Genomic DNA, 14,471 nt, shown 5'->3' with positions numbered 1-14,471 from the left:
TCTTTTTTTACGAAAAATAACATCCAGCCCAAATTGTGCTTGCGCAATGAAAAACTAAGGTATATGATGTAAATCGTAACATTTACTCTTTGCATTGATTCATACAACCGAACCGCTTGATCGAGAGTTTTTCAATACATAGCATACCTTTAGCCTGCTGCCACACGAGGCTAAAAAATTTTCGGTTTTATAAATCGTAATAATTACTTTTTAAAGATTCCTTACAGTCAATTAGCGAAAGAAAAGCTTGTATGACCGGCTAATTTTGCCAAAATTATTCAAAAAGGAGAAGATTTTATGAAGAAACTGTTAGTTTTACTCATTGCATTAGCCGCTATGGTGCTTTTATTGTCCGCATGTTCCGATTCATCGGCGGAGGGCGGGGAAGACGCCGTTAAAGAAGTGAATCTATTGTTCAATTTTGCGACCAATTCACTCGACCCGCACGTCGACACAAGCTATGTACCAGTGCGTGCTGGAATTGCCGAGACTTTGGTTTATTTGAACGACGAAACTCTGGAGATCGAACCTTGGCTGGCGGAAAGCTGGTCGAGTGAGGATGGCCAGACTTGGACGTTCACCTTGCGCGAAGACGTGAAGTTTCAAAACGGCAAGCCGATGGACGGTGAAGCGGTGAAAGCTTCCTTGGAACGCGCCATGGCCGATAATATCGCCATTAAGAATGCGTTGCGCATCGAATCGATTGCAGTCGAAGGGACGGAATTGACCATCAAGACGACGATGCCGTTTCCGGAATTCCCTTCTGAACTGGTGCATCCGAATACCTCGATTATCGACGTCAGTGAAACCGATTTTATCAATAAACCAATCGGCACCGGCCCGTTTGCCGTGGCATCGTTTACGCCTGGTACGGCTGTAGACTTGGTGCGTTTCGAAGATTATTGGGACGGTGCTGCGAAACTGGAGAAAGCGAGATTTTCATTTAACGAAGACGCCAATGCCCGTTCGCTTGCGCTCGAATCACAAGGCGCGGACATCGTGTTCCGCCCTGAAGTGGAAACGGTCGAACAGCTTGAAGCGATCGACGGGGTGACGGTCGAGTCGACTTCGACTTTCCGCGTCCATCAGATGACCATGAACTTACAGCGTGAGTCCCTGAAAGATGTACATGTCCGCCAGGCGATCGATGCATTGATCGACCGTGACATGATCGCTGAGACGATTTTGAGCGGCCATGCGGAAGTGGCGACAGGGCCGTTTCCGTCCTCCTTCTCCTTTTCGCCGGATTATCCTGAAAAAAAGCGTGGGATCGATGAAGCGCGCAAGCTTTTGGGACAGGCAGGCTATAAGGAGCAGGACGGTGTGATGCAAAAAAATGGGGAGCCGTTGACCTGGACGCTATTGACGTATAGCGCACGCGCCGATTTGCCGTTGATTGCCCAAGTGTTCCAATCAGATGCCGGCCAGCTGGGCATTGAAGTGGAGATCGAACAAATCGAAATCCCGGAAGAGCATATGGCCGCTAACCGTGACTGGGATTTGACGACTTACAGTAACTTAACGGCGCCGCGCGGGGATGCGGGTTATTATTTGAACGCGACTTATCATCCCGACGGCGCACTCAATTTCAGCGGTGCAGACGATGACAAGCTAACGGCGATGATCGATGAATTGAACCAGGTCGTCGGCCAGGAACAGCGTTCGGATATCGCAGAAGAAATCGCCAGCTACGTGGACGAGCAAATGTACAACTCATTTGTACTGCATCCGAACACGCTCGTTGCCTATAATTCCGACAAGGTAAAAAATTGGACGACGACAAGAAGCGAGTACTATATGCTGACAAACGAATTGGATGTGGAGTAAGTGATTCGCATCATTACGCGCCGCTTAGCCGAAGTTGCGGTCTTTCTATTATTGATCACGTTTGTCAGTTTCCTGTTCGCGCGCATGGCTCCGGGAGACCCGGTGCTGTCGATCCTGCGCGTTGATGATTTATCGGTATCGGCTGAACAAGTGGAGCAATTGCGAGAGGACATGGGGTTTAACGAGCCGTTGCTCGTCCAGTACGGCGAGTGGCTGGTGGATTTTGCCCGCTTGGATTTCGGGAATTCCTATATTTCCAACCAGCCTGTCATGGACATGTTGTGGAGTGGCGTTCCGGCAACTTTGGAATTGACGCTTGGCGGTCTGTTCGTCATGGTGCTGGTCGCCTTGCCGCTCGGGTCACTTGCTGCGCTTTACAGAGGCAGCTGGATCGACCAAGTGAGCCGCGGCTTGTCATTGCTCGGTGCCGCCGTTCCAAGTTTCTGGCTGGGTCTTATATTGATCGATCTGCTCGGTGTCCGCCTAGGGTGGCTGCCGACAATGGGGAGGGACGGCTTGCATTCTGCCGTCCTTCCTTCTATTACGTTAGGTCTCGCGATTTCAAGCGTCTATGTCCGGCTATTGCGCTCGAGCTTGATTGATTCCTTGAATCAGGAAAATATCCGAGCCGCGCGCGCCCGTGGAATTTCAGAGCCGCGGATTTTCTTCAGCCATGTGCTGCGTGCGAGTTTGCCGCCGGTCATCACGGTATTTGGCGTCAGCCTAGGCAGCTTGATCGGTGGAGTCGTTGTCATTGAAGTGATTTTCGCCTATCCCGGAATCGGCAAGATGGTCGTTGATGCGATTCGCGGCAGGGATTATCCGATGATCCAGGGCTATATTTTTGTCATGGCGATCCTGGTATTTGTGATCAACAGCATCGTCGATCTATCATATCGTTATTTGAATCCGGAACTGCGCTTAAAAGGAAAGGGGAGAGTGTGATGACAAGCCGGCTTACTATAAATAGAACGCGTGCCACCAAGGTGTTTTTATCGGCTTTCCTAATCCTCATTGCTGCGATTGCGGTGTACGCATTCCTCATATTGAAGCATGATCCGGCATTCGTCGATTTGAATGAGCGCTTGCTCCCGATGAGCTGGCAGCATCCTTTTGGCACCGATCATTTGGGGCGTGATATGCTGACGCGCATCCTGCTCGGCTTTCAATTGACGGTGGGCTATGGCTTTTTGGCGCTGTTGTTGGCGGTCGCCATCGGAGTGCCGATTGGCGTCATTGCTGGATTCAAGGGTGGCCTTGTCGATCGCCTGCTGATGAGGATGGCGGATGCGTTTTTGGCGTTTCCGGACACAGTCGTCGCGATCGTGCTGAGCGGTTTGCTTGGTGCAGGCATCGAGAACTTGCTGCTGGCGATCATTTTGGTCAAATGGGTGAATTACGCGCGCCTTGCCCGCAGCACAGTCGTTACGGAACGGCAGAAAGATTACATCACCATGGCCAAGATCAACGGCTTGAGCGAATGGCGCATCATGTGGAAACATTTGTTTCCCCATTTGATTGGCCATATTTTGGTGCTCGCCAGCCTGGATTTAGGAAAAATCATTTTATTGATTTCTTCCTTGTCTTATATTGGACTCGGTGCCCAGCCGCCGGCGCCGGAATGGGGCGCGATGCTCAATGAAGCCCGCCCGTATTTCCAGACGGTGCCGGCCTTGATGATTTATCCGGGACTCGCCATTGTGACGGTCGTCTTGTTCTCCAATTTGCTTGGCGATTATTTACGCGATAAATTTGACGTGAAAAAGGAAGTGGCACAATGACGTTGCTCTCTGTACAAAATTTAACGGTCCAAGTTGGCGACGCAACGCTTGTAAAGGATGTTTCTTTCGAGATCCAAAAAGGCGAATGGCTCGCCATCATCGGGCAAAGCGGTAGCGGCAAAAGCGTCACCGCCTCCGCAATCGGCCGTTTGCTCGCACCGAATTTGAAAGCCCAGGGCAAAGCGCTTTATAATGGAAAAGATATCCTGCAGTTCGGTGCAAAAGAAATGCGCCGCTTGCGGGGCACTTCCATTTCCTATATCTTTCAGGACTATCAAGGTTCATTTACGCCGTTTCATACAATCGGCCGCCATTTTGAGGAATTTTTAAAAGCTCATTTCAAGCTGTCGAAAACGCAGCGCCGGGAAATGGCGGAACAAGCGCTCGAGTCGGTCGGCTTGCAGCCGGAAATGTATACGCGCTACCCGTTTCAATTGAGCGGCGGGCAGCTTCAGCGCAGCTCGATCGGCTTGGCGCTTTTGACAAAGCCGGACCTCGTCATTGCAGACGAACCGACAGCGGCACTCGATAGCATTTCGGCTTTTAAAGTGCTTCGTTTGCTTGCGGATTTGCAGCAGGAAACCGGCTGTGCGATGCTGTTCATCACCCACGATCTGCGGCATGTGCGAAAACACGCCGACCAAATCGTCGTGATGAAAGAAGGGGCAGTCGTCGAGAAAGGCGATAAGCAAAGCGTTCTGGACCAGCCGCAGCATGCTTACACCCGGTCGCTGATGGCGGCTTCGCCCAGCTTATCCGCGGCATTCCAGCTGTTGAAGGGGGACGACACATCATGCGTTTACTGCAATTGAACGATGTTCAAAAGTCTTACCAGCCGGGCATTCCGGTACTAAAAGACATCAACTTCTCGCTCGACCGAAAAGAATGTGTCGGGATTGTCGGCGAAAGCGGATGCGGCAAAAGCACCCTCGCCCGCTGCATTTTACAGTTGGAGGGGCTTGATCAAGGGGAGATTTTGTTTGAAGGCACGCCCTTACACAATAAAACCGAACGGGAAATCCGACCGTACCGGCGTCAATTGCAGACCGTCATGCAAAATCCGGCTTCTTCGCTGAACCCGAAGTTGAAGATCCGCCATTCATTGATGGAGCCGTTTCGCCAGTACGGCGCGCAGGTGTCTTTGACCCACTTCCAGCATGGCAGTGAAGAACAGATGGCACGCCAATTGATGGAAGCGGTAGAACTCTCGCCGGATTTGTTATCGCGCTATCCCCATGAACTGAGCGGCGGCCAGAAGCAGCGCATTTCGATTGCACGCGCCATCAGCCTGGAGCCGGCGCTTATAGTGCTAGATGAACCGACTTCGAGCTTGGATGTCCTGACGCAAATGTCGATCTTGAAGCTGCTGAATCACCTCCGCGATGCATTGGACTTATCTTATTTATTCATTTCCCATGATCTGCTGGCCATTCAGGCATTGAGCCAAAAAATACTGGTCATGAAAGAAGGGCAGATCGTCGACCGTTTCGAAAAAGGCGATTTGTTTACAGATGAACGCCATCCTTATACAAAACAATTGGTTTCTTTATTCGACTGAACAGGAGTGCACCATGAATCATAAAAAATATTTGGCGCTTGCCTTGCCTTTAACCTTTTCAACCGTGACGACGCCTTTGCTCGGGGCCGTGGATACGGCGGTCGTCGGACAGTTGCCGGACCCCGCTTATCTCGGGGGCGTCGCGATCGGCACCGTAATCTTCAATACGATGTACTGGCTGTTCGGCTTTTTGCGCGTCAGCACGTCAGGCTTTGCCGCACAAGCACTCGGCGCGCGGGATGAGCTGCAGGAGACGCTGTCGTTTATCCGGCCGTTTTTCATCGCGCTGTTAATCGGGCTCGTTTTCCTGATCCTCCAAAATCCGATCGCGACAGCTGCGATGGCCCTGCTCAATCCAGCACAGGATGTAAAAGCCTTGGCGCTGGATTATTTCCATATCCGCGTGTGGGGCGTGCCGGTGACGTTCATCAATTACGTTATTCTAGGCTGGCTGATGGGCATGTCGCGCATCCGCCTTGCGGTGACGATCCAAATCGCCATGAACTTATTGAACATCGCGCTCGATTTGCTGTTTGTCACAGGGTTCGCTTGGGGCGTCACTGGAGTCGCATCGGCCACCTTGATCGCCGAAGTGAGTGCCATGGTTTTGGGCATTTACTTCCTCGTGAAACGGACGCAATTCACGCTGAAGCTATTGCCGCTCCAGCAGATTTTCGAAGGCGCGGCCTTGAAAAAGATGATCGCTGTTAATCAGGATTTGTTTATCCGGACGGTCTGCCTGCTCGCCGTTTTCAATATCTTTACATACAAAAGTGCGTCGTTTGGAACCGAGACATTGGCTGCCAATGCCGTGCTGATCCAAATCCATTATTTGATGGCGTATTTTTTCGACGGCTTCTCGAACGCTTCGAGCATTTTATCCGGCAAGGCAGTCGGGGCGAGGGACGAGGGCTTGTATAAACGAACGCTTGCTTTGGCCAGTCAATGGGCGCTGATCACGGCGTTGTTTTTGACGGCTGTGTATTGGCTGTTCAGCGGCCCGGTCATCCGTTTGTTTACCGGAATCCCGGAAGTCATTACTATTGCGTCTGATTACAGCATGTGGCTATTGCTGTTTCCGATTTCCACAAGCATCGGCATCATTTTCTACGGCATTTTCACGGGAGCTACCGAAACAGCGCCTGTCCGGAAGTCGATGATGATGGCATTGCTGCTGTTTTTGGCCGTCTATTTCCTCGCTGTTCCCCTGTTCGGCAACCACGGATTATGGCTTTCATTCATTGCGTTTAGTGCGGGCCGTTCAATTTTCCTTTCCTTGTATGTGCCAAAGTTGAACCGGTATTTTTCTGCTTGAGTTATTTTTTCAATAAATTCCCATCTTCATATTCCTTTTATTTTTCAAAAATGATAGGATGGAAAAAATGGGAATTTGTGTACTGTCTAAATGTGCTATGAGGCATTGGAGCAGTTCCATGGAAACGGAGCAATTGCGATGCTGAAAATAATTCGTGTCATTCTGCAATTAAGCGTCATCGGAATGGGAAGCTATACGTTATTTACCGAAAAATTGGTTTTGACGCCGCTCGTCATGCTGCTCGCAGGATTGTTTATGCTGGTTGCAGGGTTCGAACGGATCGAGAAAAACCAAAAAGAATTTTGGGGTTATGCTTTTGTGGTCATTTCGCTGTTTTTACTGACAGTGTCATGGCAAAACTACTTCTTGGCGGCTTAACGGGCGCCTAATCGGATATGGAATGGGGAAGCGAAATGTCGAATATGGGGATGTTTGGGATGGGCAGTTGGATGGGGATCGTCTCGGCGCTGCTAGTTGTAGCTAGTTTCTACTTTACGTTGACATTTTTTGAGCACTTGAAATCGCATGACGGGCGTGTTCGCAAACAATCGAAAATCGCGGCCGTGATTTGTTTGGCCGTTGCATTATTGCTTCCGGCTGTCTATCAGCTGTATTTTGTGAATGAAATGATGCGTTAAATGCATTGTTTGAACAGTAAAAAGCCGAAGCCCTAAAGGAGGGTTTCGGCTTTTTGGCGGAGTGAATGAAATTTTCCATCGACTGGATAAAGCCCGGAATTTAAGGTGCGCTTTGTCTTCAAGAAAGGCTTTGAAAGTTATCGGCTGCATGTGCTGATAAAGGGTTTTCCAAGGAGTTTGTAGAAGTTTACACCATGGCTGGAAGGGGATATGAATTGTGGATAATATGATGAGGTTCAATATTGGCGATATCATTGCAACGTTCTTCCTTCTCGGCTTTTTCATTTTGGCGATTGTGCTGGTGGTAGTTGCCGTAAAGGCAGCGGCCAACAAGAACAAAAAGCTGCAGCCGGATGAACCGGATTGGCAAAAACGCATCAAGGCACTGGAAACGCGTGTGGAAAAGCTGGAGAATGAACAATGAGAAGAATATAAGGATCGATAGCGAAAGGGGGAAACGGAAGTGGAGATGCCTGGTGGAATCACGGTGGCGCTTATCATCTTTGGTTTGTTTCTGCTCATTACCGGGCTTTTGGTCGGCAGTATCCTCATGATGCTGAAAAAGAGCAAGTCCAATAAAGTGGACGATGTGCCGAATCAACAAACACCTGTAAAAAGCGTCAAAGTAGAGGAACAGGAAACGCCGGAAGACGATCAACGGTAAGGAGCGGGAAAGATTGCCGCTTCTTTTTTTCATCATAAAAAAACAGGAAGAGGTGCTCCAATGCAATGTGAATGGCCGAAAGGCGACGAACGAATGCAGGCTTACCATGACGAGGAATGGTGCCGGCCAAGCCGCGATGAACGCTATTTATTTGAAATGCTGAGCTTGGAAGGCGCCCAGGCAGGCTTGTCCTGGCAGATCGTGCTGTCAAAACGCGATAGCTACAAGGAGGCTTTTCAAAATTTCGATATAGACTATTGCGCCGCATTGACGGACGAAGCGCTTGCCGAGATCAAAGAACAATACGGCGTGATCAAACACGGCGCCAAGCTTGCATCTGTCCGGACGAATGCACGGGCGGTGAAGGAGGTCCAATCGGAATTCACCAGTTTTGCCGAGTATTTATGGAGCTTCACGGACGGCCAAGCGGTGATCAACAAATGGCAATCGGACGGGCAGATCCCCGCACAATCGGAATTGTCGGTAAAGCTCAGCAAGGATTTGAAAAAACGCGGCTTTAAATTTGTCGGCCCGGTCACGACCTATTCGTTTCTTCAGGCAGTAGGAATCGTCGACGATCATATAATCAGCTGCCCATTCCGCAGCGCGAACCGAAAATAAATTAAAAAATTGGGAACAGTTGGAATTCTATATAGGCGCTTTTCCATTTTTATGCTAAAATATGGAAAAGGGGTGAGCGAGATGAAGCTGATATGCCAGGCAGCAGCTGGTGCCATTATGGTCCATCTTTTGTATTGGATTGTCACATTTATGGTCGGATATGCAAAAACGATGCTGTATCAGCCGAATATCGAAGCGTTATGGGCGAATGAGTACGTGTTGCAGTCGGAAGTGTCATTCGGCTATACGGTTTCGCCGATCGGATATGTGGCCAGTTTTCTCGCTACGGCCATGCTGTTCTGGTGCCTCCTTGCCCTTTACAAGAAATTCGCTTCCAAGCCAAGTTGGTAAAGTTTAATTGCAATGAAGATTCTGTAGAGACCGTCGAAATGATGGTCTCTTTTTGCATGGGTGAAGATTGCGGAACAGCTAAGCTGCTCGTTCGAAGGGGGATTCCGCGCCTTCAGTGCAGGAATCCGCTTTTTCATCTCATGGCTTTGCGCAAAAGGCTTATTTTCTTTAATCCTTACGCAAAATGGTTTATAATTGTCCGTTAGTAGTAGAAATTTTGTGTCACACAGGCATACAATAGATGGTGGATTTAACACGGAAGCGGTGGACTCGAAAAGCCGCTAATACTTGCGTAGAAAAGGAAGGTATACATGAGCAATAGAGAAACTGATACAGATGTAATCTTAATCGGTGCCGGTATTATGAGTGCGACTTTGGGGATTCTTCTAAAGGAATTGTCTCCAGACATGAAAATCAATGTGTTCGAGAAACTGTCGAGCCCAGGCGAAGAAAGTTCAAACGAATGGAACAACGCCGGTACTGGCCACGCAGCCCTTTGTGAATTGAACTATACGAAAGAAAAACCGGATGGCACGATGGATATCAGCAAAGCCATCGACGTCAACGAGCAATTCCAGGTGTCAGCCCAGTTCTGGTCCCATCTCGTGAAAACGGGATTATTGAAAAACCCGGAAGACTTCATTCGCCCACTTCCGCACATTAGCATGGTGCAAGGCGAAGACAATATCCGTTTCTTGAAAAAACGTTTTGACGCAATGATTAAAAACCCGCTCTTTACAGGCATGGAATTTTCCGACGACCCGGAAGTGCTGAAAGAATGGATGCCGTTGATCATGGCGAACCGCCAAGACAACGAGCCGATTGCGGCGACGAAAATCGATACGGGCACGGACGTCAACTTCGGCGCTTTAACGCGCATGCTGTTTGACCGTCTCGTAAAAGAAGATGTTAACGTCCACTACCGCCATGCGGTGCAGGATTTGAAACAAATGAAAGATGGCCGTTGGTTGCTGAAAGTTAAAAACTTGGAGACCGGCAAACTCGACGTACACACAGCGAAGTTCGTCTTTATCGGCGGCGGCGGGGCAAGCATCCATTTGCTCCAAAAATCAGGCATCCCGGAATCGAAGCATATCGGCGGATTCCCGGTCAGTGGACTATTTATGGTCTGCAAAAACCCGGAAGTCATCGAGCAGCATCACGCGAAAGTTTACGGGAAAGCGAAAGTCGGCGCACCGCCGATGTCCGTGCCTCACTTGGATACACGCTTTATCGATGACAAGAAATCCTTGTTGTTCGGGCCATTCGCAGGCTTTACGCCGAAGTTCCTGAAAACCGGTTCTTACATGGATTTGGTGGCATCCGTCAAGCCGAATAACGTATTGACGATGCTGTCGGGCGGAGCGAAAAACTTGTCGTTGACGCAATACTTGATTCAGCAAGTCATCCAGTCGAAAGAACAGCGCATGGAAGAGTTGCGCGAATTTGTCCCGAATGCGAAAAGTGATGACTGGGAGCTCGTCGTTGCAGGGCAACGTGTCCAGGTCATTAAAGATACCGATGCAGGCGGCAAAGGCACGCTGCAATTCGGTACCGAGCTTGTCACTTCATCTGACGGTAGCATCTCTGCGTTGCTTGGGGCATCGCCTGGAGCTTCGACAGCGGTTCACGTCATGCTGAAGCTGCTCGCAAGCTGCTTCCCTCAGGAATTGGAAAAATGGGAACCGCAAATCAAGGAAATGATCCCGTCCTACGGCAAATCTTTGATGGACAATGATGAACTATTAAAACATGTTCATAAATATACAGCCGAAACGCTGGACTTGAATGAAGTAAAACCGGCCGACCACGCGCCGGAAGATTTGACACCGCAAATTTAATCGATTAAAAACCGCTGAGAAATTCTCAGCGGTTTTTTATATTGGTTGGGTGGCCAGTTCTAAAAGAGCCGATAGAAACCCCCTGCCGATTTTTCGGAGGGGGTAGTGGGTGCTTAATTTCTGAAGTAAGGTGTTTTCTTCAACGCGGCTACGACAGGGATGGCGAGTGCCAAGCCGACTGCGTTTTGCACCAGATTTCCTGGAATGGAGGCTGCCGGAATGATCCAGCTGCTGAAGATGATCGCTTCGCCGAGATAGTAAATGGCGACCATCACCGGAATTGACAAGGCACAGGCAAGAATGTTAATGCCCATATTTTCGCCGCTGCGCCCGCCCGACCAGGCAATTTTCCCGACCAGATAGCCTTGAAGACCGCGTGCGATGATGGTGATCGGTGCCCATAGCGTCCAACCGGAAACCAAGTCGAACAGCCCCATTCCGGCTGACCCGGCGATGGCTCCCTTTTTCGGGCCGAACAACAGGGCAGCCGTGAACAGCATCGTCGTGCCAAGGTGGACCAGCCCGCCGTTTGCAGCAATCGGCAGGCGGATATTGAGCAGCAGTGTCGCCACAAAAACAAGTGCGATGAGCATCGAAGTGATGATCAAATCATAAGTTTTGGAACTGGAATAAGTCGTAGTTTTTTGCATGAAACGATTCCTTCTTTCTTGGACATCCGCCAGGCGCAAGGCCTTCCAGCAATGCCGTGTAGTTTTGAACTACTGTAGCAAGTAATTGACCTAGTTAAAAGTATCAATTCCGAATAATTTTTAGAGGTCAGTTGTAAAGGGGGAAGTAGAGGCTTCGGATTTTTGCAGTTGACAGGGCACGGTGTATAGGCTATTGTTAACTACGCGATGAGCTAAGCTGCATAAGACGGACAGGCATTCCTTTATGGAACACGTTGTGGAGCGTGGCCTGATACGCCGCAGCTATCGATACATCCCGCATTTATGCGGGGTGTTTTTTAATGCCCAAAAAACCCCGTATGGGTAGTGCACCCCAAAAGTTAGAGTTCAAATCTAACTTTTGGGGTGTTTTTATATGGCGAAATATAGCGAAGAATTTAAGTTGAAGCTAGTGAAGGAATACGCAGAAGGAAAGTTGGGGTATAGACGCTTAGCCCACAAATACGGCTTGCCAGATCCCTCTCCGATTAGGCGCTGGGTTCGGGCGTATCAGGAGTTTGGCCTTAAAGCCTTGCGGAGAAAGCAGACAAAACAAGTGTATTCTGTTCAATTCAAAGTGGATGTATTACACTTTATGGAACACACAGGTGCTTCTTACCAAGACGCAGCGATCCATTTCAAGATGAACAATCCTTCACTCATTGTGAATTGGAACCGTCGAGTTCTGGAGAAAGGGGTAAAAGGCCTGGAAGCACGAGCGAAAGGACGGCCCTCCATGTCAAAAAGACCAAAACCGATCAAGAACGAAAAGCCCCTGTCTCGGGAAGCGCAATTGGAACGGGAGAATGAGCTCCTTCGTTTGGAAGTGGCGTATTTAAAAAAGTTAAAAGCTTTCCAGGAGAATCCGGATGCCTTCCTCGAAAAGCACAAGCAGCGCTGGCGTTCGAACTCCACGAAGAAGGATTCCGATTAACGGATGTGTTGAACATCGTCGATCTTCCAGATGCGACCTACCATTACCATCGCCAGCGATTCGATTGCGAAGACCCGGACCGGGAGTGGAAAACAGTGATCCGGATGCTCTTCGAGAAGCACCAAGGCCGTTACGGATACCGACGGATTCATCTGGAATTGCGAGCACAGGGATACGACATCAATCATAAGAAAGTCCAGCGTCTCATGCGAGACTTGGGATTGAACTGCGTGAAGTTCATCCGGAAATCCCGCTACAAGTCGTATAAGGGGAAAGTCGGAACCCTCGCTAAAAACCGGATGAACCGCAGGTTTTCCACACCGTATGCCCTGCAAAAACTGACAACAGATGTCACCGAGTTCAAATGTACGGGCGAACAAAAACTTTATTTAAGTCCAGTGATGGATCTCTATAACGGCGAAGTCATTGGGTTCAGTATGGCCAAACGACCGACGCTGGAATTCGTGATGGAATCACTTAACCAAGCCCTGCCAGTGATTCAGGAACAAGCGGTTTACCGGACCACCCTCCATTCCGATCAAGGGTGGCATTACCAGCACGTTGCCTGGGTGAAAGCGTTGAAAAAACAACGCATCTTCCAGAGCATGTCCCGAAAAGGGACCTGTGCCGACAATGCGGCCATGGAAAATTTCTTTGGTCTCCTAAAGCAAGAGATGTATTACGGAGAAACGTTGGTTTCGTATGAAGAGTTAAAACAGCGGATTGAACACTATATCGATTACTACAACAATGAACGCATTAAACAAAAATTGGCCGGCATGAGCCCGGTGAAATACCGAGCTCATGCCAGCCAATTAGCTGCATGAACTAAACTCTAACTTTAAGGGGTCACTACCATGCCGGAATTCAGCATGCGGGGTTTTCAATTAGTTCAATAAGCGAGCCAGCCGGAATCCGCGGTGATGACGGTGCCGTTGACGAAGCTCGATTCATCGGAAGCAAGGAACAAAGCGACATAGGCGATTTCATCCGGTTTGCCGATGCGCGGGTTGACCGCCATGCCGGGTTGCGTGCGGCCCATGCCGAATTCGCTGATATGGGTCATCGTAGAGCCGATATTGGTCTCGACGCCGCCGGGTGCGATCGCGTTGCAACGGATGCCGCTATTGGCATACATAAAGCCGGTATTTTTTGTAAAGCCGATGACCGCGTGCTTCGATGCGGTATACGTTGCGCCGGCACGCGCTCCTTGCAAGCCGCCAGCGGATGCGATATTGATGATATTGCCGGAGCCTTTTTCAAGGAATACTTTCAGCGCTTTTCGGGTGGCGCGCATGACGCCCGTCGTATTGATTGCAAAAATGCGCTCCCAGCTGTCGTCTTCGATGTCTGCGGCAGCTTCGAAATTGTCCATGATGCCGGCATTATTGACGAGGATATCGAGCGTGCCATATTCAGCGACAGTGCTATCGACCAACGCTTGGATATCTGCTTCTTTTGCGACATTGCAAGCGACAGCAATTGCTTCACCGCCGCTGGATTTGATTTCTTCAACGACAGCATCGGCCCCTTGCTGGTTAATATCAGAGACCACGACTTTCGCACCTTCTTTGGCATACAAGACGGCTATGGATTTTCCCATGCCGGAAGCGGCCCCTGTGACGATCGCTACTTTTCCTTCCAATCTCATCTGATTCATCCTTTCGTCGACTAAATTTTAACGCTCCAATTCGCAGGCGGCTTTGAGATTTTCAAGTGTATGGCGAAGAGTATTTCTTTCCAGCCGGTCATAGACCAGCCGCTCGGTGAAACGGTCGAAAGCGCTGTGGGGCAAATCGATTTCCAATTCGAAAACAGCTTCAGTTCCACCGTCCATCGAGCGGTAATGGCTCTTTTGATGGGCGATAAAGCTGCCGGTGATGATGCCTTCCCAAAATCCTTCATCGCCGCTGCGTTCACAGCGGACCACATTGATCGTCACCGGGAAGCGCAAGCCGATAATGGAAAACACTGTCTCGACTTCAGTGCCTGCTTCGCCGGTGCCTTCGATCCTTTCCGGTTTGGATAAATGATTGTAGAAACTCGTCCAGTTTCCGGGCTTCTTGGCGAACTGGAACACTTCGTCGATCGGCGCTTGGATGAATATGCTTTGATGGGCACGGGCCATTGCGATCTCCCCCTTGGAATCAAGCTATCAATTAATATCTGAAAATTAAGTCTATTATAAGTCTAAAGCACTGTATGTGTAAAGCTCATCCGCTTGAAGACGAACGCGGCATGCCGGATAATGAAAGTAAGACAATATCACGCAG

Annotated in this window: 18 protein-coding genes; 15 read left to right on the top strand and 3 right to left on the bottom strand. The window is 49.6% G+C overall.

Going from position 1 to position 14,471, the window contains the following annotated elements; genetic code table 11:
- Positions 1 to 297 precede the first annotated feature (297 nt).
- The 13 genes from nikA to mqo all read left to right on the top strand — a co-directional run bounded on the left by nikA (position 298) and on the right by mqo (position 10,596).
- Positions 298 to 1,827 (top strand): nickel ABC transporter substrate-binding protein, encoded by a 1,530-nt coding sequence (nikA, locus tag G3255_RS17485; RefSeq protein WP_211655638.1) that lies wholly within the window; start codon positions 298 to 300, stop codon positions 1,825 to 1,827.
- Positions 1,828 to 2,772, top strand: coding sequence for a nickel ABC transporter permease (gene nikB / locus G3255_RS17480; protein WP_308461993.1), 945 nt, complete (start codon positions 1,828 to 1,830; stop codon positions 2,770 to 2,772).
- On the top strand, positions 2,772 to 3,608 hold the full coding sequence (gene nikC / locus G3255_RS17475; RefSeq protein ID WP_211655637.1) for a nickel transporter permease: 837 nt from the start codon (positions 2,772 to 2,774) through the stop codon (positions 3,606 to 3,608). The genes nikB and nikC overlap by 1 nt, the downstream gene beginning before the upstream one ends.
- Positions 3,605 to 4,420: an ABC transporter ATP-binding protein gene (locus tag G3255_RS17470; RefSeq protein WP_211655636.1), complete on the top strand. Its 816-nt coding sequence runs from the start codon at positions 3,605 to 3,607 to the stop codon at positions 4,418 to 4,420. The genes nikC and G3255_RS17470 overlap by 4 nt, the downstream gene beginning before the upstream one ends.
- Complete coding sequence (locus tag G3255_RS17465; RefSeq protein WP_211655635.1) at positions 4,402 to 5,166, top strand: ABC transporter ATP-binding protein; 765 nt, start codon at positions 4,402 to 4,404, stop codon at positions 5,164 to 5,166. The genes G3255_RS17470 and G3255_RS17465 overlap by 19 nt, the downstream gene beginning before the upstream one ends.
- Before the next feature lie 13 nt (positions 5,167 to 5,179).
- Entirely contained in the window at positions 5,180 to 6,481 is a 1,302-nt protein-coding gene (locus G3255_RS17460) for an MATE family efflux transporter (protein WP_211655634.1), read from the top strand.
- Between the two features lie 138 nt (positions 6,482 to 6,619).
- A complete protein-coding gene (locus tag G3255_RS17455; RefSeq protein ID WP_211655633.1) occupies positions 6,620 to 6,859 on the top strand; it encodes a hypothetical protein in 240 nt (79 codons plus the stop codon).
- Between the two features lie 35 nt (positions 6,860 to 6,894).
- Positions 6,895 to 7,119 carry a hypothetical protein gene (locus G3255_RS17450; RefSeq protein WP_211655632.1) on the top strand — a complete coding sequence of 75 codons (225 nt, stop codon included), beginning with the start codon at positions 6,895 to 6,897 and terminating at the stop codon, positions 7,117 to 7,119.
- Positions 7,120 to 7,336: 217 nt separating this feature from the next.
- On the top strand, positions 7,337 to 7,543 hold the full coding sequence (locus tag G3255_RS17445; protein WP_211655631.1) for a hypothetical protein: 207 nt from the start codon (positions 7,337 to 7,339) through the stop codon (positions 7,541 to 7,543).
- 39 nt (positions 7,544 to 7,582) lie between these two features.
- Positions 7,583 to 7,783: a hypothetical protein gene (locus G3255_RS17440; protein WP_211655630.1), complete on the top strand. Its 201-nt coding sequence runs from the start codon at positions 7,583 to 7,585 to the stop codon at positions 7,781 to 7,783.
- Positions 7,784 to 7,843: 60 nt separating this feature from the next.
- Positions 7,844 to 8,404: a DNA-3-methyladenine glycosylase I gene (locus G3255_RS17435; RefSeq protein ID WP_211655629.1), complete on the top strand. Its 561-nt coding sequence runs from the start codon at positions 7,844 to 7,846 to the stop codon at positions 8,402 to 8,404.
- A gap of 81 nt (positions 8,405 to 8,485) precedes the next feature.
- Positions 8,486 to 8,755 carry a hypothetical protein gene (locus G3255_RS17430; RefSeq protein WP_211655628.1) on the top strand — a complete coding sequence of 90 codons (270 nt, stop codon included), beginning with the start codon at positions 8,486 to 8,488 and terminating at the stop codon, positions 8,753 to 8,755.
- Between the two features lie 311 nt (positions 8,756 to 9,066).
- A complete protein-coding gene (gene mqo, locus G3255_RS17425) occupies positions 9,067 to 10,596 on the top strand; it encodes a malate dehydrogenase (quinone) (RefSeq protein WP_211655627.1) in 1,530 nt (509 codons plus the stop codon).
- 113 nt (positions 10,597 to 10,709) lie between these two features.
- Here mqo and G3255_RS17420 read toward each other — a convergent pair whose 3' ends face one another.
- Positions 10,710 to 11,246, bottom strand: a complete 537-nt coding sequence (locus G3255_RS17420; RefSeq protein WP_211655626.1) for an ECF transporter S component — start codon at positions 11,244 to 11,246, stop codon at positions 10,710 to 10,712.
- A gap of 394 nt (positions 11,247 to 11,640) precedes the next feature.
- On the opposite strand from G3255_RS17420, the gene G3255_RS17415 reads away from it, so the two are divergent.
- Complete coding sequence (locus tag G3255_RS17415) at positions 11,641 to 12,198, top strand: helix-turn-helix domain-containing protein (protein ID WP_211655625.1); 558 nt, start codon at positions 11,641 to 11,643, stop codon at positions 12,196 to 12,198.
- Entirely contained in the window at positions 12,162 to 13,025 is an 864-nt protein-coding gene (locus G3255_RS17410; protein ID WP_211655846.1) for an IS3 family transposase, read from the top strand. Before G3255_RS17415 ends, G3255_RS17410 begins: the two co-directional genes overlap by 37 nt.
- A gap of 65 nt (positions 13,026 to 13,090) precedes the next feature.
- Here G3255_RS17410 and G3255_RS17405 read toward each other — a convergent pair whose 3' ends face one another.
- Both G3255_RS17405 and G3255_RS17400 read right to left on the bottom strand, forming a co-directional pair.
- Positions 13,091 to 13,849 carry an SDR family oxidoreductase gene (locus G3255_RS17405; RefSeq protein ID WP_211655624.1) on the bottom strand — a complete coding sequence of 253 codons (759 nt, stop codon included), beginning with the start codon at positions 13,847 to 13,849 and terminating at the stop codon, positions 13,091 to 13,093.
- 27 nt (positions 13,850 to 13,876) lie between these two features.
- Positions 13,877 to 14,326, bottom strand: a complete 450-nt coding sequence (locus tag G3255_RS17400; protein ID WP_211655623.1) for an SRPBCC family protein — start codon at positions 14,324 to 14,326, stop codon at positions 13,877 to 13,879.
- Between the last annotated feature and the right edge of the window lie 145 nt (positions 14,327 to 14,471).

The organism is Planococcus sp. MSAK28401, from assembly GCF_018283455.1.
GTDB classification, from domain to species: domain Bacteria; phylum Bacillota; class Bacilli; order Bacillales_A; family Planococcaceae; genus Planococcus; species Planococcus alpniumensis.
This window is presented reverse-complemented; position numbering and strand designations above follow the sequence as displayed.